20 protein-coding genes and 4 pseudogenes are annotated in these 23,968 nt (G+C 67.2%); 11 read left to right on the top strand and 13 right to left on the bottom strand.

All coding sequences use genetic code 11. The annotated features are described in order from the left end of the window. A partial coding sequence (locus WA944_RS18710; protein WP_526647213.1) for an aminodeoxychorismate synthase component I occupies nucleotides 1–795 on the top strand: 795 nt, incomplete at its 5' end. Here the strand turns inward: WA944_RS18710 and rsmI are convergent. Then, nucleotides 778–1,614 (bottom strand): 16S rRNA (cytidine(1402)-2'-O)-methyltransferase, encoded by an 837-nt coding sequence (gene rsmI, locus WA944_RS18705; RefSeq protein WP_526375652.1) that lies wholly within the window; start codon nucleotides 1,612–1,614, stop codon nucleotides 778–780. The genes WA944_RS18710 and rsmI overlap by 18 nt on opposite strands. A 69-nt stretch (nucleotides 1,615–1,683) precedes the next feature. Here rsmI and WA944_RS18700 point away from each other — a divergent pair, with 69 nt between their 5' ends. Beyond that, a complete protein-coding gene (locus WA944_RS18700) occupies nucleotides 1,684–3,243 on the top strand; it encodes a dolichyl-phosphate-mannose--protein mannosyltransferase (protein ID WP_526375658.1) in 1,560 nt (519 codons plus the stop codon). Between the two features lie 96 nt (nucleotides 3,244–3,339). Here WA944_RS18700 and arcA read toward each other — a convergent pair whose 3' ends face one another. Next, a complete protein-coding gene (gene arcA / locus WA944_RS18695; protein ID WP_526375651.1) occupies nucleotides 3,340–4,548 on the bottom strand; it encodes an arginine deiminase in 1,209 nt (402 codons plus the stop codon). Between the two features lie 48 nt (nucleotides 4,549–4,596). Here arcA and soxR point away from each other — a divergent pair, with 48 nt between their 5' ends. Together soxR and WA944_RS18685 are read left to right on the top strand one after the other, a co-directional pair. Beyond that, on the top strand, nucleotides 4,597–5,031 hold the full coding sequence (gene soxR / locus WA944_RS18690; RefSeq protein WP_526375649.1) for a redox-sensitive transcriptional activator SoxR: 435 nt from the start codon (nucleotides 4,597–4,599) through the stop codon (nucleotides 5,029–5,031). Nucleotides 5,032–5,062: 31 nt separating this feature from the next. Continuing rightward, the gene (locus WA944_RS18685; protein WP_526375647.1) at nucleotides 5,063–5,671 is read left to right on the top strand and encodes an alpha-ketoglutarate-dependent dioxygenase AlkB; all 609 of its coding nucleotides are present in this window, start codon (nucleotides 5,063–5,065) and stop codon (nucleotides 5,669–5,671) included. Nucleotide 5,672: 1 nt separating this feature from the next. Here WA944_RS18685 and WA944_RS18680 read toward each other — a convergent pair whose 3' ends face one another. Together WA944_RS18680 and WA944_RS18675 are read right to left on the bottom strand one after the other, a co-directional pair. Further along, nucleotides 5,673–6,335, bottom strand: coding sequence for a DUF5642 family protein (locus WA944_RS18680; protein ID WP_526375645.1), 663 nt, complete (start codon nucleotides 6,333–6,335; stop codon nucleotides 5,673–5,675). A gap of 29 nt (nucleotides 6,336–6,364) precedes the next feature. Beyond that, a complete protein-coding gene (locus WA944_RS18675) occupies nucleotides 6,365–7,015 on the bottom strand; it encodes a DUF5642 family protein (protein WP_526375656.1) in 651 nt (216 codons plus the stop codon). A gap of 171 nt (nucleotides 7,016–7,186) precedes the next feature. Between WA944_RS18675 and lpqN the strand changes: the two genes are divergently transcribed. Then, complete coding sequence (lpqN, locus tag WA944_RS18670) at nucleotides 7,187–7,882, top strand: envelope biogenesis lipoprotein LpqN (RefSeq protein WP_526609896.1); 696 nt, start codon at nucleotides 7,187–7,189, stop codon at nucleotides 7,880–7,882. 8 nt (nucleotides 7,883–7,890) lie between these two features. Here the strand turns inward: lpqN and WA944_RS18665 are convergent, their stop codons facing one another. The 4 genes from WA944_RS18665 to WA944_RS18650 form a co-directional block, all read right to left on the bottom strand. Continuing rightward, the gene (locus WA944_RS18665) at nucleotides 7,891–8,736 is read right to left on the bottom strand and encodes a shikimate 5-dehydrogenase (protein WP_526375641.1); all 846 of its coding nucleotides are present in this window, start codon (nucleotides 8,734–8,736) and stop codon (nucleotides 7,891–7,893) included. Next, nucleotides 8,733–9,731, bottom strand: coding sequence for an acetyltransferase Pat (pat, locus tag WA944_RS18660; RefSeq protein WP_526375639.1), 999 nt, complete (start codon nucleotides 9,729–9,731; stop codon nucleotides 8,733–8,735). Before pat ends, WA944_RS18665 begins: the two co-directional genes overlap by 4 nt. Nucleotides 9,732–9,869: 138 nt before the next feature. Continuing rightward, nucleotides 9,870–10,217, bottom strand: a complete 348-nt coding sequence (locus tag WA944_RS18655) for an Lsr2 dimerization domain-containing protein (RefSeq protein ID WP_526375637.1) — start codon at nucleotides 10,215–10,217, stop codon at nucleotides 9,870–9,872. 102 nt (nucleotides 10,218–10,319) lie between these two features. After that, nucleotides 10,320–12,698: an arylsulfatase gene (locus WA944_RS18650; RefSeq protein ID WP_526375635.1), complete on the bottom strand. Its 2,379-nt coding sequence runs from the start codon at nucleotides 12,696–12,698 to the stop codon at nucleotides 10,320–10,322. 200 nt (nucleotides 12,699–12,898) lie between these two features. Between WA944_RS18650 and WA944_RS18645 the strand changes: the two genes are divergently transcribed. From WA944_RS18645 to ligD, 3 genes and pseudogenes are all read left to right on the top strand, one after another. Then, a complete protein-coding gene (locus WA944_RS18645) occupies nucleotides 12,899–13,342 on the top strand; it encodes an AraC family ligand binding domain-containing protein (RefSeq protein WP_526609899.1) in 444 nt (147 codons plus the stop codon). Beyond that, nucleotides 13,339–14,133 carry an SDR family oxidoreductase gene (locus WA944_RS18640; protein WP_526375631.1) on the top strand — a complete coding sequence of 265 codons (795 nt, stop codon included), beginning with the start codon at nucleotides 13,339–13,341 and terminating at the stop codon, nucleotides 14,131–14,133. Before WA944_RS18645 ends, WA944_RS18640 begins: the two co-directional genes overlap by 4 nt. A 2-nt stretch (nucleotides 14,134–14,135) precedes the next feature. After that, nucleotides 14,136–14,618, top strand: a pseudogene (ligD, locus tag WA944_RS18635) (non-homologous end-joining DNA ligase LigD); the annotation flags it as partial. Between the two features lie 71 nt (nucleotides 14,619–14,689). Here ligD and tnpB read toward each other — a convergent pair. Both tnpB and WA944_RS18625 read right to left on the bottom strand, forming a co-directional pair. After that, nucleotides 14,690–16,071, bottom strand: a pseudogene (gene tnpB, locus WA944_RS18630) (IS607 family element RNA-guided endonuclease TnpB). A gap of 1 nt (nucleotide 16,072) precedes the next feature. Next, entirely contained in the window at nucleotides 16,073–16,657 is a 585-nt protein-coding gene (locus WA944_RS18625) for an IS607 family transposase (RefSeq protein ID WP_526375629.1), read from the bottom strand. A 278-nt stretch (nucleotides 16,658–16,935) separates the two neighbouring features. Between WA944_RS18625 and WA944_RS18620 the strand changes: the two are divergent. Then, a pseudogene (locus tag WA944_RS18620) lies at nucleotides 16,936–17,187 on the top strand (type II toxin-antitoxin system antitoxin MazE5); the annotation flags it as partial. Further along, on the top strand, nucleotides 17,184–17,513 hold the full coding sequence (locus WA944_RS18615) for a type II toxin-antitoxin system PemK/MazF family toxin (RefSeq protein WP_526375627.1): 330 nt from the start codon (nucleotides 17,184–17,186) through the stop codon (nucleotides 17,511–17,513). The pseudogene WA944_RS18620 and the gene WA944_RS18615, both read left to right, overlap by 4 nt. Here the strand turns inward: WA944_RS18615 and WA944_RS18610 are convergent. Genes WA944_RS18610 through WA944_RS18600 form a run of 3 tightly spaced genes read right to left on the bottom strand, consistent with a single transcriptional unit; the run spans nucleotide 17,400 to nucleotide 21,707 of the window. Continuing rightward, nucleotides 17,400–17,813, bottom strand: coding sequence for an IS1096 element passenger TnpR family protein (locus WA944_RS18610; RefSeq protein WP_526375625.1), 414 nt, complete (start codon nucleotides 17,811–17,813; stop codon nucleotides 17,400–17,402). The two genes, WA944_RS18615 and WA944_RS18610, sit on opposite strands and share 114 nt — an antisense overlap. Before the next feature lie 59 nt (nucleotides 17,814–17,872). Next, complete coding sequence (locus WA944_RS18605) at nucleotides 17,873–18,697, bottom strand: SWIM zinc finger family protein (RefSeq protein ID WP_526375623.1); 825 nt, start codon at nucleotides 18,695–18,697, stop codon at nucleotides 17,873–17,875. Continuing rightward, nucleotides 18,687–21,707, bottom strand: a complete 3,021-nt coding sequence (locus WA944_RS18600) for a DEAD/DEAH box helicase (protein WP_526375621.1) — start codon at nucleotides 21,705–21,707, stop codon at nucleotides 18,687–18,689. Before WA944_RS18600 ends, WA944_RS18605 begins: the two co-directional genes overlap by 11 nt. Before the next feature lie 875 nt (nucleotides 21,708–22,582). Here WA944_RS18600 and WA944_RS18595 point away from each other — a divergent pair. Further along, nucleotides 22,583–23,524 (top strand): annotated as a pseudogene (locus WA944_RS18595) (HNH endonuclease); the annotation flags it as partial. Nucleotides 23,525–23,968: the final 444 nt, after the last annotated feature.

The raw sequence follows: 23,968 nt of genomic DNA, 5'->3' as shown, positions 1-23,968 counted from the left end.
GCGGCCCACCACCGGGGCGTGCTCGAGTGCCTGGAGGCCATCAGCGCCGGTGAGGTGTACCAGGCGTGTGTGTGTACGCAGTTCACCGGTACGTTCGCCGGTGATCCGCTGGACTTCTTCGCCGAATCGGTGTCCCGGACCGCTCCCGCCCGCGCAGCCTACGTCGCCGGGCCCTGGGGGGCGGTGGCGTCGTTGTCCCCGGAGTTGTTCCTGCGCCGCTGCGGCGAGGCCGTGATGTCGAGTCCCATCAAGGGCACGCTGCCGGCAGATGCCGACCCGGCGGGGCTGCGCGCGTCGGTCAAGGACGTGGCGGAGAACATCATGATCGTCGATCTGGTGCGCAACGACCTCGGACGGGTGGCGCGCACCGGGTCGGTGTCGGTGACCGAACTGCTGGCGGTACGGCCGGCGCCAGGCGTGTGGCATCTGGTGTCGACGGTCTCGGCCCGAGTGGCCGCCGAGTTGCCGATGTCGGCCGTGCTCGGGGCGACCTTCCCGCCGGCGTCGGTGACCGGCACACCCAAGGCGCGGGCCCGTGAACTGCTGACCGGATGGGAACCGCACCGGCGCGGCGTGTATTGCGGCACAGTGGGTTTGGCGTCACCGGTGGCAGGCTGCGAGCTGAACGTGGCGATCCGCACGGTGGAATTCGCCGCCGATGGAACGGCGGTGCTCGGCGTCGGGGGCGGCATCACCGCGGACTCCGACCCGGGCCGCGAGTGGGACGAGTGCCTGCACAAGGCCCGGCCGATTCTCGGTCATGTCGGCGCGCTGACGTCAGTCTCGCGCGCGTAGCACCGCGTCGTAGAGCTCGCGGCGCGACGGAGCGCCGGGATTCGCGGCGACCACCTGGGCGCACGCGTCCTTGACCCGCATGCCGTCCTCGACCAGCCGGTTCACGTCGGCCACCAGTGCCTCGGGGTCCGCGGTGGGCGTCGCCCCCGCCAGCACCACGGTGACCTCGCCGAGCACCCCGTCGGCGGCCCATTCGGCGAGTTCGCCGATCGACCCCCGGACGATCTCTTCGTGGGTCTTGGTCAGCTCCCGGCAGACCACCGCCCGCCGCTCCGGCCCGAACACGGCGACGGCGTCCCGCAGGCAGTCGGCCAGCCGTCGCGGCGACTCGAAGAACACGCAGGTCCGGGGCTCTGCGACCAGCGACCGCAGCCACGACGTGCGCGCCGACTGCTTACGCGGCGCGAACCCCTCGAAGCAGAACCGCTCCGAGGGCAGGCCGGCGACGGCCAGTGCCGTCGTCACCGCGGACGGGCCCGGCAGGCACTGCACCGGCAGGTCGTTGTCGACACAGGCCGACACCAGCCGGTAGCCGGGATCGCTGATCAGCGGCATCCCGGCGTCGCTGACCAGCAACACCGTCGCCCCGCCGCAGATGTCGTCGACCAGCGCAGGCACCCGGGATGCCTCGTTCTGGTCGAACACACTGACCACCCGCCCGGCGAGCCGGACCTCCAGCGCCTGGGCCAGCGTGCGGACCCGGCGGGTGTCCTCGGCGGCGATCACGTCGGCGCTGCCCAGCGCCCGGACCAGTCGGGCCGACGCGTCCGACGGCTGCCCCAGGGGCGTGGCTGCGACAAGCAGTCGGCCGGCGGACATGGACTACAGCCTACGATCGCTGTCGTGAGCGCCGCCGCGGACGTGAGGAGCAGGAGTACCCCCGCGGACGTGAGGAGCAGGAGTACCCCCGCGGACGAACTCGTCGCGCGCGAGCGCACGGTTCCGGTGATCAGCCCGGGGCCGCTGGTACCCGTCGCGGATTTCGGCCCGATCGACCGGTTCCAGGGGTGGATGATGACCGCGGTCGTCACCGCGCTGGCTGCGGTCACCCGGTTCCTCAACCTGCGGTCGCCGACCGACGCGGGCACGCCGATCTTCGACGAGAAGCACTACGCGCCGCAGGCCTGGCAGATGCTGCACAACAACGGCGTCGAGGACAACCCGGGCTACGGGCTGGTGGTGCACCCGCCGGTCGGCAAGCAGCTGATCGCCCTCGGCGAGGCGATGTTCGGCTACAACGGGCTGGGCTGGCGGTTCTCCGGCGCGGTGTGCGGCGTCGTCCTGGTTCTCCTGGTGGTCCGGATTGCACGGCGCATCAGCAGGTCCACGCTCGTCGGCGGGATCGCCGGGCTGCTGGTGATCGCCGACGGCGTCAGCTTCGTCACCGCGCGCACCGCCTTGCTCGACGGGTTCCTCACAGTGTTCGTGGTCGCGGCGTTCGGCTGCCTGATCGTCGACCGCGACCAGGTGCGCGAACGGATGCACGTGGCGCTGCTGGAAGGCCGGATCGGCGAGACGACATGGGGTCCGCGCCTCGGGGTCCGCTGGTGGCGCTTCGGCGCGGGCGTGCTGCTCGGGCTGGCCTGTGCGACGAAGTGGTCCGGACTCTACTTCGTGGTGTTCTTCGGCGTCATGACCGTGGCCTTCGACATCGCCGCGCGCCGGCAGTACCGGGTTCCGCGGCCGTGGCTGGGGGTGTTTCGCCGCGACGTCGGTCCCTCGCTGTACGCGCTGGTGCTGATTCCGTTCGGGGTGTACCTGGCGTCGTACGCGGCCTGGTTCGCCTCGGAGACCGCGACCAACCGCTACCAGGTGGGCCGCTCCATCGGACCCGACAGCGTGCTGCCGATCCCCGACGCGGTGCGCTCGCTGTGGCATTACACCTACGCGGCCTTCCGTTTTCACTCCGGGCTGACCAATGCCGACGGCAATCACCACCCGTGGGAATCCAAGCCGTGGACGTGGCCGATGTCGCTGCGACCCGTGCTCTACGCGATCGAGACCCAGAACGTGCCGGGGTGCGGCGCGCAGTCCTGCGTCAAGGCCGTGATGCTGGTCGGCACCCCGGCGATGTGGTTCGTCGCGGTGCCGGTGCTGGCGTGGGCGGTGTGGCGCGCATTCGTCAAGGCCGACTGGCGTTATGCGGCGCTGCTGGTCGGCTACAGCGCGGGCTTCCTGCCGTGGTTCGCCGACATCGACCGGCAGATGTACTTCTTCTACGCGGCCACGATGGCGCCGTTCCTGGTGATGATCATCGCGATGATCCTCGGCGACATCCTCTACAAACCGAGGCAGAACGCCGAGCGACGAACGCTGGGGCTGCTGGTGGTGTGCTGCTATGTCGCCGTGGTGATCACGAACTTCGCCTGGCTCTACCCCATCTTGACGGGTCTGCCGATCTCGCAGAGCACGTGGAACCTGCAGATCTGGCTCCCCTCCTGGCGCTAGCCCCCCGGCCTCCTCCCGCGGAATAGCATTCCTGGTCGCTGCCGGGCACGAAATCACAGCCAGGAACGCTATTCCGCGGGGGCCTGGTGCCGCAGGCTAGAGCGGGTCGCGGGCCGCCGGGCACGACATACAGCGCGGCCCGCCGCGGCCCGTGCCGAGCTCGGACGCCGCGATCGACAGCACCTCGATACCCGAATCCGCGAGGCGGGCATTGGTTTCGGTATTCCGCTCATAGGCCACCACCACACCGGGAGCTAGCGCCAGCGTGTTGTTGCCGTCGTCCCACTGCTCGCGTTCGGCGGTGACGGGATCGAGCCCGGTGTCGATCACCCGCAGCTTCCCGATGCCCATCGCCTCGGCCGCGGCATTGACGAACGGCGCGGCGCCGTCGATCTTCACCCCGTCCGATGAGCGGCGAATCGTGAACGCCGTCAACGAGTCCACGATGTTCGGGTACATCACGACGGCATCGGTGTCGACCATCGTGCACACAGTGTCGAGGTGCATCTGCGCCCGCTCCTGCGCGATCGGCACCGCCAGCACCGTGTGCGCCAGGTCGTCGTCGAAAAGGCTGCGCGCCAACGCCTCCGCTCCCGCCGGCGTGGTGCGCTCCCCCACCCCGACAGCAACCACGCCGGGCGCCAGCAGCAGCACGTCGCCGCCCTCGACCGGCGCCGACCGCGACTCGTAGGCACGGCGTACGCCGAGGAAACGCGGATGGTGCGCATAGATCACGTCGGTCAGCGACGTCTCGCGTGACCGGGCGGGCAGGGCCAGCGAGGTGATGGCCACCCGCGGGCCGATCCAGAACGACGAGTCCCTGGCGAAGAGCAGGTTGGGCAGCGGGTTGATCACGAAGTCCCCGCCGTGGTGCATCCGCCTCACCAACGACAGTTCGTTCTCCCCGAACGACAGCTCGTCGAACGTCATTCCGGCCATCAGCACATGCGCCAACGAGGCGGCGTCCAGAGTGCGCAGGTACGTCGAGAGCTCCTGGGCCAACGGCAGACCGAGCCTGCGGGAATCGACCGCGGCCGCGATGCCGTGCATCCGGGCGGCCCCGCTGTTGGCCAGCGCCTCGGTGAGCAGGTCACCGAGCAGCAGCACCTCGACCCCGCGGGAACGCAGCAACGCCGCGAAGGCGTCGTGCTCCTCCTGCGCCTTGGCCACCCACGGCAGCCCGTCGAAAAGGAGGGTGTCGTTGTTGCGGGGCGTCAGCCGCTGCAATTCGGGTCCCGGACGGTGCAGGATGACGGCCCGCAGAGTCCCGACCTCGGAATTGCACCCCAACACCACGTCCGTCACATCAAGCACCGTATCCCGAAACAGCCCACCTCAACTATTGTTGAGGTCATGGAGATGGCACAGGAGCTCACTCCCGGGGACATGGCGGTCCGCAGTGGCGTGGCGGTCTCCACCCTGCATTTCTACGAGCGCGAGGGACTCATCGCCAGCCGACGCACCAGCGGCAACCAGCGCCGCTACAGCCGCGACACGCTCCGCCGGGTCGCCTTCATCCGGATGTCGCAACGGCTCGGGATCCCGCTGGCGCGGATCCGCGATGCGCTGTCGACGCTGCCGACCGACCGTGTCCCCACGAGCAAGGACTGGGCCCGATTGTCCGCAGGCTGGCGGGAGGACCTCGACCAGCGCATCGTGCACCTGCAGCGGATGCGCGACAACCTCACGGGCTGCATCGGCTGCGGGTGCCTGAGCCTGAAGGTCTGCGCACTCGCCAATCCCGGCGACTCGCTCGCCGAGCACGGACCGGGCGCAGTCCGGCTCTGAGTTCGAACGCCTGTGCGATAGACTGCCGCCCATGGAGTCGGCTCTGCAAAGCGCTCTGTTCGACCACGCCGAACGCCGCGACCTCGGTGACGGCGCGTGGCTCGAGTTCCGTTCCGGATGGTTGTCCCAGGACGACGCTCGAGACGACTCACTGTTCGCGCAACTGCGTGACACGATTCCCTGGCGGGCCGAGCGTCGCCAGATGTACGACCGGGTTCTCGACGTTCCCCGGCTGGTCAGCTTCCACCACCTCGTCGACGACGAACCGCCCCATCCGCGGCTGAAACAGCTCAGACGACGCCTCAACGACGCCTACGCCGGCGAGCTCGGCGAGCCGTTCGTGACGGCCGGGCTGTGCCTCTACCGCGACGGCAACGACAGCGTCGCCTGGCACGGCGACAACATCGGCCGCAGCAGCACCGAGGACACCATGGTCGCCATCGTGGGCCTGGGTGCGGCCCGGGTTTTTGCGCTGCGACCCCGCGGCGGCGGCCCGTCGCTGCGGCTGCGCCACGGCCACGGCGACCTGCTGGTGATGGGCGGTTCGTGCCAACGCACCTGGGAGCACTGCGTCCCGAAGACCGCCCGCCCCACCGGTCCGCGGATCAGCATCCAGTTCCGGCCGCACGACGTGCGGTGAGCTAGCCCCTGACCAGGCTGACCGCTTGGGTGACCAGCTCGCGGGCGCGCGCCGTATCAACCGGGACGAGCGGCTGGCCCGGGATCACCAGCGAGTTCGCGGTGACGATCACGATGAAATTGCCGAAGTTGGCGACGTAGTTGTAGAGGTCGCCGGTGCGAGGTGCGCCACCCGCGGTGGTCTGCAGCACACGGCGGGTGCCGACGACCTGGGTGTTGTCGATCTGCGGGGCCTCGACGACCTTGATCAGGCCACGGATCCCACGCCCGCCGAACACCACCTCCTGGCACTGCTCGGTGGGCACGCTGGCGGGCACCGGTTCGGAGGTCTCGACCGCGATCACGATGTATCGGACGCCGTCACCTTCTGCCGTGGTCGCGGCCATGTTGCCCTGCACCCCCGCTGGGACGGCCAGCTTGCTGGCCGCCTCGGCGCAGTCGGGAGGGTCGAAGACCAGCCCCTCGGGCAACGACTGCGGGCCGAGCAGTCCCGGCTCGATGGCGGCCGGTCCCACGGTGCTGACCGTGAACGACGGACCGAATTCGGACTCGAGGTCGGCGACGTTGGCGATATCGGCTTGCGAGAGGTCCTCGGGCTGTCCCGAACTGCACGCCGCCAGCAGCCCGGCACACGCGACGGCCAGCGCCACCTTGGGGTTCGACATCGCCGCCAAATGTACCCGTGCGGTCCGGTTCAGCCGCGCAGCGCGGACGTGGCGCTGGCCAGCAGGTCGCCCGCAAAGCCGGGGCCGAGCGCCGGATGGGGTGATCCGGGATCGGTGATCAACGTGACGAAGCAGACGTGGCCGTCCAGGTACGCAACGAATGTGTCTGCGCGGGAGCGTGTTTGCGTCCCACCCTCGACCAGGGTGGTGGCAGCGGTACTCATCGCCACCGTTTTTGCGGCATCGATCACCGGCCCGGGCTGTGTGGTGACGGTCCCGGTGGTGTGCCCGGAGGCCACCGTCCACTGCGCGCACTCGGCGAGCAGCGCGGAACCGGGCACCTGCGGGCCGTCGGCCCGGGCCACCACCGTGTGCACGATCCCGCCGGGTCCGGACGCCGACCAGCCCCGGGTCGTCGCCGGGTCGACGGCCGGTGCCGCCAACTGCGCGCACTGCGGAGGCTCCGAGACCGCCGCCTCTGCGAAGCTCCACAACACGATCGGTGCCGGTGCTGCGGTGTAACCGGCCACCTCGTAGCCACCCGGCAACTCGCTGCGGGTCCGGTCGATTCTCGCGGGGTTGATCTGGCCGGCCCCCGATGTCGTCGAGGACGGCGCGGGGGCGGAGTCCGTCGGCTGGGCGCACCCGACACCCAGCACGGCCAGCGCGCAGACACCCATCAGCCTCACGGCCCGTTGATACCACGCAGCGGCACCAGGTCCGTGACGGCACAGCGTTCGCCCGCCTTTTCCATGAGATCTGGTTCACGGACGGTTATGCTGCGCTGCGATCCGGCTTTTGTAGAGCGCAGACTGCGTGCACGCCACGAGGCCGATGAAACAGGAGACGACATGACCATCCCCATCCGGGCCGGCGTCACCGCCATCGCCGCCGTCGCACTCGGAATCGGCCTCTCAGCCTGCGGTTCGGACACCCAGACCGAGGAGGCGACGACCACCACGTCCGCCGAGGCGGAGACCACCACCAGCGAGGCGCCCACCACGACGGCCGAGGCCGCCGGGCCCGCCAAGACCATCGTCGACTACATCCAGGAGAACAACATCGACGAGGCCCCGGTGAAGCGGGGCGATCCCGGTGCTCCGACCATCGACCTACCCTTCCCCCCGGGCTGGCAGGACGCCGGGCCCGCCACCCCGGCATGGGCTTACAGCGCAATGGTGTTCACCGGTGAACCGGTGATGGCCCAGGATCCCCCGACGATCATCGCGATCCTGTCCAAGCTGACGGGCAACGTCGACCCGGCCCAGATCCTCGAGTACGCACCGGGCGAGATCCAGAATCTGCCGGAATTCGAAGGGCCCGAGACCGGCCAGCCCGGCACCCTGGACGGGTTCGAGTCCGCCCAGATCGGCGGGATGTACGGCCGGGACGGCGTGACGCGGATGATCGCCCAGAAGACGGTGGTGATCCCCGGCCAGGACGGCCTCTACGTGCTGCAGCTCAACGCCGACGGCACCGAGGATCAGGCCATGCCGTTGATGGACGCCACGGCGGCCATCGACGAAGAGGCCACGATCACCCCCTGAGGCGGGCGTCAGGCCCTCGACACCGCCGAGGCCTCGGCGATCTGCTCCGGGCTGGGACGAACCCCGGTGTAGCGCGCGAACTGCTCGGCAGCCTGTAGCGCGATCACCTGCGCCCCGGTGATGACATCGACGCCGGCTGCGCGTGCCGCGCAGATCAGCGGCGTCTCGGACGGCAGCGCCACGACGTCGAAGACCGTGCGCGCGGCGCGGATCGTCGCGTCGTCGAACGCGACGTCGTTCTCCTCGGGCCCGCCGGCCATCCCGGTCGGCGTGACGTTGACGACGATATCGGCCGTGTGCGGGCCGACCTCGGCGGTGTACTCGTAGCCGAGCCGGTCGGCCAGCGCCGCACCTGCGACCGGATTGCGCGCGACGACGACACCGGCGTCGAATCCGCTGTCGGCGAACGCCGCCCCGACGGCACCGGCCATCCCGCCGCTGCCGCGGATCAGCACCGACTGCTGCGGGGTCAGCCCGTGAGTGTCGATGAGCTGTTGCACGGCAAGGTAATCGGTGTTGGATGCGGTGAGCCGGCCGTCATCGTTGACGATGGTGTTCACCGACCGGATCGACATCGCCGAGGGCTCCACATCGTCGACGAGGTCGAGCACCGCCTCCTTGAACGGCATCGACACCGAGCACCCGCGGATCCCCAACGCCCGCACCCCACCGATCGCTGCGCTGATGTCGTCGGTGGTGAAGGCCTTGTAGAGGAAGTCGAGCCCCAGCACCTCGTAGAGGTGGTTGTGGAATCGGGTGCCGATGTTGCTGGGACGTCCCGCCAGCGAGATGCACAGCCGGGTGTCCTTATTCAATTGCGGCCTCCGGCTCGCGGTCCTCAACGGCGGCCTCATCCGACCGCCCGGATGACCTGCCGGGCCACGTCCCGGATCTGGCGGGTCAGCTCGGGCGAGAAAGACAGATCCTTCGGATGGGGCACCGCGATCTCGGTGGTGACGACGCCGAGGTCGTCGCGCTGCCACGTCGCGCCGAACCGGTCGAGTATCGCCCGCATAGGCGCGTTGTCGCTGAGCACCCGCGCGGTGAACCGCTGCACACCGTCACACCAGGCGGCCACCGAGATGGCGCCCATCAGCAGGGTGCCGATGCCCCGGCCCTGGTACGCGTCTCCGACGATGAACGCGATCTCGGCCTCTGCCGGGTTGACCGCATCGCGGACGAATCGCACGTCGGCGACCACCGGGCCGTCGGGCCGGTCGGTCAGCACGAACACGAAGTGCTCCAAGTAGTCCACCTCGAACAGGTAGGCCATCAGCGCCTTCGACGGGACCTTGATCGACTGGAAGCGGCGGTAGAGGGTCTCGCCGGAGAACTCGACCGGGCCGTTGGTGGTGCGTTCGATGTCACCGGGCAACACCGGGCGCAGGTACAGCGTCGAGCCGTCGCGGACCCCGACCGGGATGGGCGTGACGAACGCGGCCAGGCGCTGGCGGGCGGTCCGCACCAGCTTGTCCATCAGCCCGGGCACCTCGAGCATGGTGGCGAATGCTTCGCGACCTCCGACCCAGCCGGTCAGCGGATCGGTCGCCACCACCGTCGCGGTCCGCGGCGCATCCCGCAACAGTGCGATCTCGCCGACGATCAGACCGGGGGTCACCTCGACGACTGTGTCGTGACCGTCGACACCGCTGTGGGTGACTTCGGCGCGACCGGAACCGATCAGCAGGAACGACACCGCGAGTTCGCCCTGCTGCATCAACACCTGACCGGCCGCGGCCATCACCGGGCGTAGTTGTGCGGCCAGCGGGACGAGCGCCCCGACGGGGGTCCCCGCGAATACTGCCAGGGCAGCGAGATCATCGGCTCGGACGACGGTCAGGCCGGACACCTCACGAGGTTACGGCGAGCGGGGAAGACCGGGCAAGGACCATAAAGGACGAAGTCACCCGCGGACAGGGTCGTACGGCGAAGTGGCGACAGCCGTGATCAGAATCATCCACCCCCGCGAATCGGACTTTCGAATCGGCTAGTGCGCGGCGTCGAAAGCTTCGACAATCTCGGCTTTGATGCGACCGCGGTCAGCCACCTCGTGCCCATTCTTGCGAGCCCACTCGCGAATCGCGGCCAGCTGCTCGGGCGAAGACTTGCCGTTGCCGTTGGTCCGCACGCGGCGCGAGCGTCCGCCACCGCGAACCTTTTCCGCCGCCTCGACGTACGGCTTCAGGGCCTTCTCGAATTTGGCGATATTGGTCGCGGAAAGGTCAATTTGATAGTCGGCGCCGCGAAACGCGAATTCAACTCGTTCACCATCGCCTTCGCTTATTTCAGACCCGTCAATATCATCGATCAGTTGGCGGACAATTACCTCGGCCATGACAGCTCCTCATCGAACTTAATTACTGGCCAGTAACACTACCAGTAAATTCGACATGCCTATCCCGAATGTTGATAGATACATCAATAGGCAGACAAGCGGTTACTGCCGCGCCATCGCGATCCGGAATCTCTCGTCGGGGTCGATGTAGTGGTCGGCGTCCTCGGCGTCCTCGCCGAGGTCGATGCGCACCCAGTCGATCTTGCCGCTGAACCGGCTGGTGTGGGCGGTGTAGTCGGGGCTGACGGTGGTACCGGACTCGTAACCGACATCGGTGGTCTCGTCGGCGGAGAAGATGAAACCCTGTGTCTGGTCCACGCGCCCACTGCCCACCTCTGTGCCGTCGTAATAGAGCCTGACGCCGCCGCCTCTGCCCATTCCGCCGCCGTCGTAGTCGAACTCCATCCGCACCTGCGCGGTGCCCGCGGGGACAGGTTCGCTCGCTTCGATGTCATAGGACTTGATGCCGAGCACGTTGTAGTGGAATTTGGCACGGCCGTCCTTTGTGTACAGGCTCCACCCGCCGAACCTGCCGCCCTGGGCGATGATCACACCCTCGGCACCACTGTCGGGCACATCCACCTCCGCGGTGACCGTGAACGACTTGTTCTTGATGTCGAGCACACTGTTCTCAGACAGCCGCCCCATCCCGGCGAACAGCAGCTGGCTGTTGCCCTTGATCAACGACGGTCGCCCGGCGCTGGCGGGGTTGATCCGCTCGATCTGCCGGTCGTCGAGGGGGAGAACGTTGTACTTGACGGCTTCGATCAGCCAGAGGCGTTGCAGCTCATGCAATTTGTCGGGATGCTCTTTGGCGAGATCGTTGGCCTGTGTCCAGTCGCTGTTCCCGTCGTAGAGTTCCCACACGTCGTCGTCGAAGGCCGGCATCACCTGGCCGCCCATCGCCCAGGGGGTGCGGTGCTTGGTCACCGCGCTCCAGCCCTTGTGGTAGATCCCGCGATTGCAGAACATCTCGAAGTACTGGGTCTCGTGCCGCTCCGGAGCGTCGGCGTCGTCGAAGCTGTACAGCATGCTGGTGCCCTCGATAGGGCTCTGCATCACACCGTTGACGAACGTGGGGGCCGGGATGCCCGCGGCCTCGAGCACGGTCGGTGCGAAATCGATGACGTGGCTGAACTGGCTGCGGTGGCCACCTTTGTCCTTGATCCCGTTGGGCCAGTGCACGATGGTGCCGTTGCGGGTGCCGCCCCAGTGCGACGCCACCTGTTTGGTCCACTGGTAGGGGGCGTCCATCGCCCAGGCCCACCCCACGGCGTAGTGGCCGTAGGAGCCTTCGCCGCCGAACTCGTCGAGCTTCGAGATCATGAACTCGGGCGTCTCGATGTCGGCCATGCCGTTGAAGTTGGCCATCTCGTTGTAGGCGCCCTGCAGGGTGCCCTCCGCCGAGGCGCCGTTGTCCCCGACGATCAGGTAGACGAGGGTGTCGTCGAGCACCGGCCCCAGCGCATCGAGCAGCCGGCCGACGTGGTGATCGGTGTGCTCCATGAAGGCGGCGTACACCTCCATCTCACGTTCCAGGACGGGCCGAAGCGCGGGGTCCATGTCTTCCCAGGCCGGGATCTCCGCGTCCCGGGGTGTCAGCACGGCGTCCGGCGGGATGACTCCCAGTTCTTTCTGCCGCTCGAAGGTGATCTCGCGCTGGCGGTCCCAGCCGTGGGCGAACTTGCCCTTGTACTTGTCGATCCACTCCGAGGGCACCTGGTGGGGCGCATGAGTGGCACCGGGGGCGAAGTACATGAAGAACGGCTTGTCCGGCAGCAGCGCCTTCTGTTGCCGCACCCAGGTGATCGCCTTGTCGGTCAGGTCCTCGGTGAGGTGGTAGCCCTCGGCCGCGGTCTTGGGCGGCTCGATCGGGGTCGTCCCCTCGTAGAGCGCCGGATCCCACTGGTTGTTCTCCCCGCCGATGAAGCCGTAGAAGTACTCGAACCCGCCGCCGCCCGTCGGCCATGCGGTGAACGGCCCGGCCGGGCTGGTCTGCCACACCGGAACCTCATGGCACTTGCCGAACTGCGCCGTCGAGTATCCGTTGAGCTTCAAGGTCAACGCCAGCGGCGCCTTGGTGTTCGGCAACACCGATGTGTAACCGGGTGCGGCGGTGGCGGTCTCGGTGATGTTGCCCATGCCCACCGAGTGGTGGTTGCGGCCGGTCAGCAGCGCTTGCCGCGTCGGTGAGCACAACGCCGTCGTGTGAAACCGGTTGTACCTCAGGCCGCCTGACGCGAGTTTTTCGAAGTTCGGCGTCTGGCACGGCCCGCCGAAGGCGCTGCTGGCGCCGAAACCCACGTCGTCGATCAGGATGGCGACGACGTTCGGCGCGGTGGCCGGCGGACGTACGTCCCTGATCGGCGGGTAGCTGGTCTCCGGGTCCTTCGCGTCGTACGTCGTCAACCCCACGTGGGCGACATCAGGGATCGGCAGGACGTCGCGACGGATGGAACCTGGGTGCTGCGCTGCGGTCATCGGGCGCCTTTCGCACGCGGAGGCCGACCCCGGACGGCGAGCACCCGCCTCCTGGAGCACCCGCCTGACATCGTACGCATCCAACCGGGCCCCACGCATGGATCCGACGGGACATCGCGGCCCGGCGTCACAACCGGCGGCGTCGTTGGCGCATGATGCGAAGCAGACAGAAGTTCGCGACATGGACAGGAGCGACGGTAGTGAGGACGTTGATCACCGGAGTAGACACTGACGGCAAGACCTGCGTGGTCAGCCAGGACGACCTGACGCTCGACCAGTTGGCCCCCGGCTTCGCGATGGGCATCCCGTATGCGACGTCGACCAGTCCGCCGCCGCAGCGCCCCACCGGCACGGCCCCGCTGATCGACCAGGGAATCGACCCGGGTCTGGTCCGATGGATGGTCGTCGAACTCGGACCCGACTCCGAGACACCGATGCACCACACCGACACGCTCGACCTGCAGACGGTGCTGTCCGGAAGCGTCGACCTGATGCTCGGCGACGGTGCCCACCGACTGACCCAGGGCGACCTGGTGGTGTTGACCGGTGTCGACCACGCATGGCGGGGAGGGCCCGACGGGTGCCGCCTCAGCGCGGTTCTGATCGGCACTCCCCCACCCGACGCGGACGCAGGGTCACGATGAACGAACCCGGATTCAGTTCGCACTCAGAGCTTTTCACCCTCGCCGGAAAGCGCGCGCTGGTCACCGGCGGTACCCGTGGCATCGGGCTGATGATGGTACGCGGGTTGCTGCAGGCCGGCGCGCGGGTGGTGATCACCTCCCGTAAGGCCGACGCCTGTGAGGCCGCCCGGGCCGAGTTGGCTGCGTTCGGTGACGTTCGGGCGGTGCCGGCGGACCTGTCCCGGCACGACGAGTGCTCCCGGCTCGCCGAACTCGTCACCTCCGAGGGCGGGCTGGACATCCTGGTCAACAACGCCGGAGCGACGTGGGGTGAACCGCTGGAGAGTTTCCCCGACGCCGCATGGGACAAGGTGCTCGATCTCAACGTCAAGTCGCCGTTCTGGATGGTGCAGTCGCTGCTGCCGGCGCTACGGGAGGCCGGCAACGCGACCGACCCGGCCCGGATCATCAACGTCGGCAGCATCGACGGCCTGCGGGTCAGCCCGATGCCCATCTACTCCTACGCCAGCAGCAAAGCGGCACTGCACCAACTGACCCGAGCCCTGGCCCGTGAACTCGGTCCCCAGCACATCACCGTGAACGCCGTCGCCCCAGGGCCGTTTCCGTCGAAGATGATGGCGGCGACGCTGGAATCCTTCGGCGACGAGATCGCGGCGTCGGCGCCGCTGCGGCGAATCGGACGCGATGACGACATGGCAGGCATCGTGGTCTTTCTGGCCAGCCGGGCGGGCGCCTACCTCACCGGAGCGGTCATCCCGGTGGACGGCGGCATCGCGACGACGGCCGGCTGACGATGGCCGTCAGCGAGCAGCGCGCCGGCGTCGACCTGACCAACCTCGACGAGGCGTTGAGCCCGGAGGCCGGGGCCACCAAACGCGACCTCGTCGACTACCTGGACGGGGTGGCCGAGCGCATGCTGCCCGGACTCGCGGGGCGGCCGCTGACGGTGCTGCGGGTGTTGCGCGGCCAGAAACCGTTCATGCAGAAGAACGTTCCGAAGTACACCCCGGACTGGGTGCGCACCGTGCCGATGTGGGCGGAGGCATCCCGGCGCGAAGTGCACTACGCGCTGTGTGACGATCGCCGCACGCTGCTGTGGCTGGCGAATCAGCGGGCCGTGGAGTACCACCCGACCCTGGGCTTGGCCGACAACGGGCTGTCGGGAGCCGTGAAGACCAGCGGCGCCAAGGGAGTTCACGTCTTCGTACCCATCGACGACACCGTCCCGGTCGACGACGTCGCCGCGGCCACGCGGGCGCTCGCGGTGCGGGCGAAGGAAAACGGCGGGCCCGCGCCCGCCGGCAGTCACCCTGAACCGTTGCAAGTGAGTGATCTTTAGTTTAGTGATCATGCGACTTGCACCCCGTCTCGGGGTGCTTCGGCAGCCGTGCGGCTGCCTCCCTTCCGCGCTTCACGGCCACCTGCCCGGCTTGGCCGGGTCTTACGGTCGGCTCCACGCTTAACGGCGGCCCCAACTGGGCCGACGACGCTAGGTGTTTCCTCGTAGCGTGCGAGGTTGATCGCGGCGCAATCGTCGCGTTGATGCGCCGCCGAACAGGCCTGGCATTGCCAGTGTTCGGCCCAGCCGATGTCCTGCACGTGTTTGCACCGATGGCAGGTTTTCGACGATGGAAACCAGCGGTCGGCGACCACCAGCTCCGACCCGTACCACCTGGTCTTGTAGGCCAGATGCCGCCGCGGTGCGCCCAGGGCTGCATCCGACAGGCCGCGCCGGCGGGCACGCGCCCCCGGCAGACCCTTCTGTTTGAGCATGCCTGCCGCATCCAAGCCCTCGACAACAATGCAGCCGTGAGTCTTAGCCAAACGCGTTGTCAGACAATGGAGGTGGTGGATACGGACATCGTTGACCCGGCGATGCAGCCGGGACATCTCGGTGGTGCGCTCACGGTAGCGCCGCGAACCTTTCACGCAGCGCGACCGGGCACGACTGACGTGACGCAACTCGGTCAGCGCCGCATCCAGCGGGCCGGGATTCGGCACTTGCTCGATCACGACGCCGTCAGCGTCGGCGACGGTGGCCAGACGACGCACACCGACGTCCACACCGACCCGCGAATCCGGCCTCGTTACCCCGGGCTGCTGGGGTTGTTGGACAAGCACCCGAACACTCGCATCCAGCCGGGTACCGTTGCGGCGCAACGTGATCGCCCCAACACCCGCGCACGCCCGGCACGGATCAGCCGTTCAACTCGCCGGGTGTTCTCCTGGGTACGGATGCAACCGATCACCGGAAGCGTCGAGTGCCGGCGATCCGGTTCCATGCGCAGCGCGCCGGTCGTGAAAGACACCCGATCCTGGTCGCGGCCCTTCTTCTTGAACCGCGGGAAACCCACTCGCTTACCGGCACGCGTGCCGGCACGGCTCTGCTGCCAGTTCCAGTACGCCTCGGCCGCGCCGTCGATCCCGTCGGCGTAGGCCTCCTTCGAGCATTCCGGCCACCACACCTGTCCGGTCTCCAGGTTGACACACACCTCGTCTTTGGCCTGGTTTCAGCGTTTCCGCAGCACCCGCAGCGACGGTTTGTCCGTCTCGACACCCGCGTCCCGGTACGCCGACAGATCGGCCTTGAGGGTGGCGACGGCCCAGTTGAAGGCCTTACGCCGGGCGCCGAAATGCCGCGCCAACGCGCGAGCCTGGTCCTCTGTCGGGTCGAGCGTGAACTTGAACGCTTGGACCGTCCAGCCATCGGGAACCCCGAATTTCGCCACCTCAGGCCGCCTCACAATCGTCGGCAGCGGCAGCGGTGATGGCACGCTTTGCGCGATTGGCAGCAGCGCGCTTGCCGTAGAGTCGGGCGCACATGCTGGTGAGGATCTCGGTCATGTCGCGCACCAGGTCGTCGTCGACCTCGACCCCGTCGACCACGACCAGCTCGCGGTCCTGCGCGGCGAGCGCGGCTTCGACATATTCAGAGCCGAACCGGCAGAACCGATCCCGATGCTCCACCACGATCCGACCCACCGAGGGGTCACGCAGCAACGCCAGGAACTTGCAGCGATGCCCGTTCAGAGCAGACCCTACCTCGGTCACCACCTTGTCGACCGGGATCTGTTCGGTGGTGGCCCACGCGGTCACCCGCGCCACCTGCCAATCCAGATCAGCCTTCTGATCCGCAGACGAGACCCGCGCGTACACCGCCGTCCGCCGCTGCCGGGCTGTTTCGGCTGCCGCGTCGTTCGCCAGGATCAGCCGACCTGCTCGTTGCGCCGGAACAGGCAACCGGCCCGAGTGAAACCAGCGATACGAAGTCACCCGCGCAACACCGTTGCGCTCAGCCCACGCCGCCAGACTCATAATCCTGTTTCTACAGCACACCACCGACCGACCACTCAGAACGCTACAGCTGGCACCCCTTCGGCCGAAACAGCATTCCACCCTGGCGTGATTGGCCGAATACATCGTCTGGCCAGGTCAGGGCAATGATTGATTCAGCGGCTCTAGGCAAGCGCCAGGGAACCACGATGCCGAACTCTACCGTTGACCCATCTGAGCGCCTGCGGTTCCCCCGCGCCTGGCGTCGGTGTCAGCAAGTTGATGGGGGTCCAAAGCCTGCGTGGGAGTTTGCCCGGACGTGGCATACTAATGGCATGAACCGCATACGCCTGAGCACCACTGTCGATGCTGGGCTCTTGAGCAGTGCGCGCGACCTGCGAGCAGGAGTCACTGACGCAGCCCTCATCGATGAGGCCCTCGGGGCATTACTCGCGCGTCATCGATCTGCCGAGGTGGATGCGAGCTATGCGGTCTACGACAAGCACCCTCTTGATGAGCCCGACGAGTGGGGCGACCTAGCGTCGTGGCGGCGGGTGGCTGGAGATTCGTGAACGCACTGCCGGCACGCGGAGAGGTCTGGTGGTGTGAAATGGCCGAGATCGGCCGGCGCCCAGTCGTCGTGCTCTCGCGCGATGCGGCGATCCCTCGGCTCAAAAGGGCACTCGTCGCGCCGTGCACCACGACCATCCGGGGGCTGGCCAGCGAGGTCGTTCTCGAACCGGGTTCCGACCCGATACCGCGCCGCTCCGCGGTGAATCTGGACTCAGTCGAAAGCGTCTCGATCGGGGTGCTGGTGAATCGCCTTGGCCGACTGCCCGAGACGCAGATCCGCGCCATCTGCACGGCGCTCGCAGTCGCGGTCGACTGCTCTGGATGACACATGAGCGATCTCGACTGTGTAGCGCGCCGGGACTTCCGCTGACCCCGCGGCGGGCGACATCGCGGCGCTCAGGTATGCCCGTCTCGCCGTCGTCCACCTCGAAGGGCATGAGGTAGTATTCGGGGTGCCACTGTAATACGCAGGGCCACAGGCAAATCGGTGCAAGTGGCTGTCGGTCCATCCGAAAGCTATCTGGATCACCTCGTGCACGTCGTCCAGAAACACATCAGACGCAACCTCCAGCCGCCACACTGGCGGTGTGGTGCCCTCCAGATCGATCCGGACGTGGTAGGCCATCACGTCCGGGCGCCGGGGCCGGCGGCGAGACGGCGGCGGCGGTCCATCGAACGGGTCGATTACCGGTCACCTCCGCCTTCGCCCAGCGCGGCATACGCGGGCCGCAGGATCTCGACCAGCGGCCGGCCACGCACCCCGACAGTGACATCGGCAAGCTGATCGAGCAATGCCGTCGACAACGTCACCCGCGGGCTTGGCGATGGGATGTCGGCCTGCCGAATGAAATAGGAGTCAAGGCAATCGGTGAGCGGGCGTCCCGCCGGCTCGGCGCGGTCCGCAGCGGGGCGACCCTGCGACCGGACAGCCTGCAGATTCGCCAGCAAATCCTCACGCTCGCGTCCGCGCCAGGCGAAGATGGCGAACGGATCATCGTCAAACGACTCGGCCAACAGGTAGAACGTCGCCGCAAGATGCTTGCACGGCACCACGGCGTCCGGGCAGGAGCAGTCCAGCGACAGCTCCCCGGTGGCCGCCGGGAACAGCGAAAGCCCCAGCCCGTCGAACACGTCCTCGATATCGGACGGCATCTCGCCGCTGAGCAATCCGGCCGCAAACCAGGCATTTTCGGCCAATACACCCTCTACCTGCGCCCACTCGCTCTTGCCGAAGGCAGCAATCCCGATGCGCACCCGGTAGGGGCGCACCCGACTGCCCTGCACCTGTGCGGTGACCAGCCCCGGACCCACATCTAACGAGATGACTTGTCCCTTGCGGGCATAGCTGCGCCCACGCTGGAGCCGGCTGCCCATCCCGATGTCTTCGAGCACCTCGATGAACCGCTGGGACCACCAAGTCTGGGCGATCAATCCACGAGTGCTGCGGGCCTTGAGTCCGCCGTCGACCGGGCGGGGCCGCGACGGCTGCGGGAACCAGTTACTCACCAACGGCCCCCTCGGACAGGGTGAACAATCTGCGCAGATCGCGGGTGGACAGTTCGGTCAGCCACCCTTCCCCGTCACCAATCACGAGATCTGCCAGTGCCCGCTTCTCCTCGATCATGTCGTCGATCCTCTCTTCGAGGGTGCCGGTGCAAATGAACTTGCGCACCTGGACCGTTCGCCTCTGGCCGATCCGGAACGCACGGTCGGTGGCCTGGTTCTCCACCGCCGGGTTCCACCACCGGTCAAGGTGCACAACGTGGTTGGCCGCAGTGAGGTTTAGCCCGGTACCGCCGGCCTTGAGCGACAGCAGGAAGATGGGTGGTCCCTCCCCGGACTGGAAGCGCGCCACCATCTCGTCGCGCCGGTTCTTCGGGGTGCCGCCATGCAGATACAGGACGTCCTGTCCGAACCGTGCGGCCAGGTGCGGCACGAGCATCTCGGCGAATTCGGTGAATTGGGAGAAGCACAGCACTCGGTCACCCTCGGCGAGGATTTCCTCCAGGATCTCCTCGAGCCGGATGACCTTGCCCGACCGCACCCCGACCGGCGAACGGTCGTGCAGCAGTTGGGCGGGATGGTTGCAGACCTGTTTGAGCTTGGTCATCGCGGCAAGCACGTTGCCGCGCCGTTCGATGCCCTCGGTGTTCTCGATCTTCTCCATCATCTCGTCGACGATCGACTGGTACAGCGACGCCTGTTCGGTGGTGAGCTGGCAGTACTGCTTGATCTCGATCTTCTCGGGCAGGTCGTCGATGATCGTCGGGTCGGTCTTGAGCCGGCGCAGGACGTAGGGACGGGTGATCGTGCGCAGCCGCTCGGCCGGCTCGGTCTGGCCGTACTTCTCGACCGGGATCGCGTACCTGGTGCGGAACAGCTCGGAGCTGCCGAGCAGACCCGGGTTGAGGAAGTCCATGATCGACCACAGCTCGGCGAGCCGGTTTTCGACCGGGGTCCCGGTGAGCGCCACCCGGTGTGCCGCCTCCAGCCGGCGCACCGCCTTGGCCCCGCGGGACAGGCTGTTCTTCACCGCCTGCGCCTCGTCCAGCACCACCCGGTTCCACCGGAAGCCGGCGAGTTCGTCGATATCGCGGGTCGCGGTGGCGTAGGTGCTGACCACGATGTCGGTGTCGGCGAGCTGCTCGAGCAGCACGTCACCGCGCAGCCGCGCCGGGCCGTGGTGGGCGTAAACCCGCAATGTCGGTGCGAATTTCGCGGCCTCCCGTTGCCAGTTGCCGACCAACGACATCGGGCACAGCAGCAGCGTCGGCCCGGCATCGGGCTCGTCGTGGCGTTGCGCGGACTCCAGGGCGAGCAACTGCACGGTCTTGCCCAGTCCCATATCGTCGGCCAGGCAGCTGCCCAGCCCGAGCGAGGAGAGGAACGTCAGCCACGACAAGCCCCGTTGCTGGTAGGGGCGCAGCACAGCGGTGAACTCGGGCGGGGGCGCCAGCGGCTGCAACGACTGCGCCGCCGCCCCGCCGAGCAGATCACCGAGCCAGCCGTCGGCGCGCACCACGGTGACTTCCAGCGGGGTATCGGCGTCGTCGGGATGGCTGGCGGACAGCGCGAGGATCTCGGCCGTGGTCGCTTGGCCGGTGGGATTGCGCGCCAGGAACTCCAGCCCTCGCCGCAACTGATCGGGGTCCACCGCCACCCACTGGCCGCGCAGCCGGATCAGCGGGGCCTTGGTCTCGGCGAGTGCGGCCATCTCCTCTTCGGTCAGGGTGTCGTCGCCGACCGCGAGTTCCCAACGGAAGTCGACCAGCTGGTCGCGGCCGAATCTCCTGGTACCACTTACCATGCCGTCGACCGGGGTGGACGCAGACACCGCGAGCCCGAGCTTGCGGCGTCGGTCCCACCATGAGGGCAACAGCACACCGAACCCCGCCTCGTCGAGCAGTGGCACGGCGGTGGACAGGAAGTGATACGCACCGTCGGTGTCCAGGGAAATCTCGGACGGACGCGCCGTGCGCAGGGCGGGCGCCAGTTCGGGGTAGATCCGGACGGCACGGCCGAGCTCAGCGAGCAGGAGTTCCTGGGGCCGCTCCAGCCAGCGGCGCAGGCTGCCATCCTCGTCCCAGGTCTGCTCCGCGGGTACCAACAGGCTGGGGTCAGCGATGGATTGCAGCAGGAACTCCAGCCGCCAGCCGGGCTGTTGGCCGTCCGGCTCCTCGGATTCCGTGAGCCGGAACATCGCCCTCGCCGGGCCGGGCTCATCGGCACCGATCGCATCCCACGGCCGTAGCGCCCCGGCCAGCGCATCGAGTTCGCCCGGGTCGGCGTCGAACCGGCCGTCCGGGGCGGTCAGCGCGGTCAGCCAGCGTTCCTGGGCCGGAACGTGTTTCGGGCGGCGGCCACGCCGGGGCGGGAGTAGCTCGATCCCGGTCGGCAGCGTCGTCCGAACTGCCGCATCCGCGAAGGCATACAACGCCGAGGTGGCCAGCTGGTGGCCGTCCTGGGCCTCCGGCTCGGCGCGGCATACCGGTGGCATCGCGGCAATCAGCGAGTTCAGGGCCATGATGTCGGCACCCTGCAAAATCGGACGCCAGAATGCGACTGGGCCGTGTTCGTCGCAGGAGAGCGCAGGCAGGACTCGGCCGCGCTGCACCAGCTCCCGCGCGAAACCCGCCAATTCGGCGAGATACACGACCGACGCGCCGTACCGGACATCGGCGGCGAGCTCGTCCAACGCGGCAACCGCCGACGAGGCAGGCAGCGACATCACCGGAACCGTCCAAGGCAGCAGAACAGGTTCGGATCTTGGTGCCGGGCGCGGTGTGACCCTGAACAACTCCGGTGAGTCCAGCGGCGACTTCCGCAGCGACGGCAGCAACAGCACCGCGGCGGCCGGCTTGCCGGCGTGGATCGCGGCGATCGCATCGGCGGGCGCGACGAACGGATGTGGGCGTGCCGAACGCAACGCGTCGCTGGAGCTCGTCACCGTCAGCGTGGAATCCTCCGCCCACAGGCATAACCCGTTGGAGGCGGACCAGAACCCGTGCAAGACCAACATGGACATTTCTCTTTCGTCGGATGCGGGCCAGACTATCGAGCGAAGGAAAGCACCCCGCGGCGCCACGCGGAAGCCGCTACGGCAGTTCACCGAGGTCGTGACGGGTGGGGCAGATGGTGTCATCGATGGCAGAGCGATGACACCAACAGGCGCGCGAAGCCTCGGCGCAGTAGACGGCGGTCTGCTGCCGCGCAATCTCAAGGTGGCGGCGAAGCGCGCCGCACCGTGTCGGAAGCCGAGGTCATCCGCGAGGCGATCCGATTCGGCCAACGGCTAAGTCAGACCGCGGCCTCGTGGTGGCACCTACCCCGGCCGCGAACCGATCGCCCGGCGCATCGACGACCTGCTCGACGGCTCTGGCGAACGGCGATCGTCGACACCAACGAACTGGACTCGCACGGTGAGATTGCAGTCAGGAACTACGCAGGAGTCCCGATCACGACCCCCTGCGCAATCGCAGCGCCAGAACGGTCAGCTTGCGGATTGTGTGGTGGAGCTAAGGGGAATCGAACCCCTGACCTTCTCGATGCGAACGAGAATCACTCGGCGTTTGTTGCGTCAAGCTGTGACGGCTGTCCCGGATATACGCAGGTCACAGCGTTGACCGCGTTGGCTGACGAAAGCTACCGGAAATTCTGCTGCGTACTGGCTGCGTACTGGACGTGATGCGATATGTCAGCAAGAGCCTGCTCCCAAACCACGATTCCCACCGCTGTAGTGCATTCTGGCGCGCTGCCGCGGGCCCGCCGCGATGAAGTTGCACAGGCTCGACGCCAAACCGCTACAGCACAGCCCATCGCTCGACCGACCTGAACGCGACCCTCAGCACGGGGCGATTTGCTAGAGTCCGACTCGCTCAGGGGGGAGTAAAACGCATGGAACTCTTGATAGCGATCATCGTGATCGCGTTCGTCGCCGTGGTCGGACCTCCTGTGGTCCGTTACATCCTCAAGGAGCGGTACTTCGCCAGCGAAGAGTTCTTGGCTCACAAAAAGAAGATCTCGTCGTTCGTTGCCGAGCACAACGAGGTCACCAAGTATGTCTCAGAGATTCGCAACCGCGGATCGTTCGCTCTTGGGGCGTCATCGACCGGCTCACAAGCACATCTCGCGTCGTACCAAAACACCAGTCACTGGAACTACCGGCGCGATCGGAACGTTGCGAATTACCAGGCAGCGAACGTGCACAACTGCTCATTGCAGGTCGTGCGTAACGCCAGCGTCGACCCCATCAAATATGTGATGAAGTACTTCAGCATCAAGGCTGATGAGACCCACCTCTCCGACGTCGAGAATCTCGGCGAGAACATCGCCCAACTTGAGAACGCCGTGAGGAACCTAGAGGAGCGCGAGGCGAGCATCACCGCGTCCGTCAATCCGCCTGCATTCATCCAGAAGCACTACGCGGCGGAATTCATGCAGCACGTCGGAGTCGAGCTGTCGCCGATCAGCGTTCCCTATCCCGAGTATGCATTTGAGTACGTCAGCGCCGGTGGGAACAGTTCGCAGCGAACAGACGTCACGTTAAACACACCAACGATCGACGCGCTTGTCGAGACTCTGTCGCAGAAGATCCGCTGGAGAAAGAGCGCTGCTGGCCAGCGGGCGCTGATGACCTCCAAACTGCGCGACTCCATAAAGGCCCGCGACAACCACACCTGCCAGTACTGCTCGGTGTCGCTCGCAGCAGAACCTCACCTTCTTCTTGAGGTGGACCACGTCGTCCCGGTCTCCAAAGGCGGCCTGTCGACGCCGGACAACCTTCAGACCTTGTGCTGGCGATGCAACCGGACGAAGTCGAACAAGGTCGCTCCCGCGCAATCTTCTCCTGCGGCACCTTCGAAAGCGCAGCCGCAGGGGCAGCCCGCCAACGAGCCTTCAGCGCTTGTGCAGTGTTTCAAGTGCGAGCACAAGCAAAGGGTGCCGCAGTCACTGATGAGCTTCAAGTGCGAGCATTGCGGCCAGGGGCTGAAGCGCACGGGAGTCAAACAAGAATGATTTTGTTGGTGCAGCTTCAGCTTCTACCCCTGCCGGCTCGTGAGTCACGCTGACTAAAACGGTTGTCGGTACTTCACCGCGAGACAATGCCACCCAACACGCGGAGTTGCTCGATCCGTCACGATGAACATATCTGTCGAGTTCCCTCACATACCAAGCGTTCTGACCACAAGGGCACGACTCGTCGAACACCTCGAGCCTATGGCCCGCCACCTGCGCGGCTATCGCTTGTTCGCGGTTCATTCTGCTCGCCTCTGTCTGAGT

It is taken from the genome of Mycobacterium sp. (assembly GCF_049683355.1).
Taxonomy (GTDB): Bacteria; Actinomycetota; Actinomycetes; order Mycobacteriales; family Mycobacteriaceae; genus Mycobacterium.
This window is presented reverse-complemented; position numbering and strand designations above follow the sequence as displayed.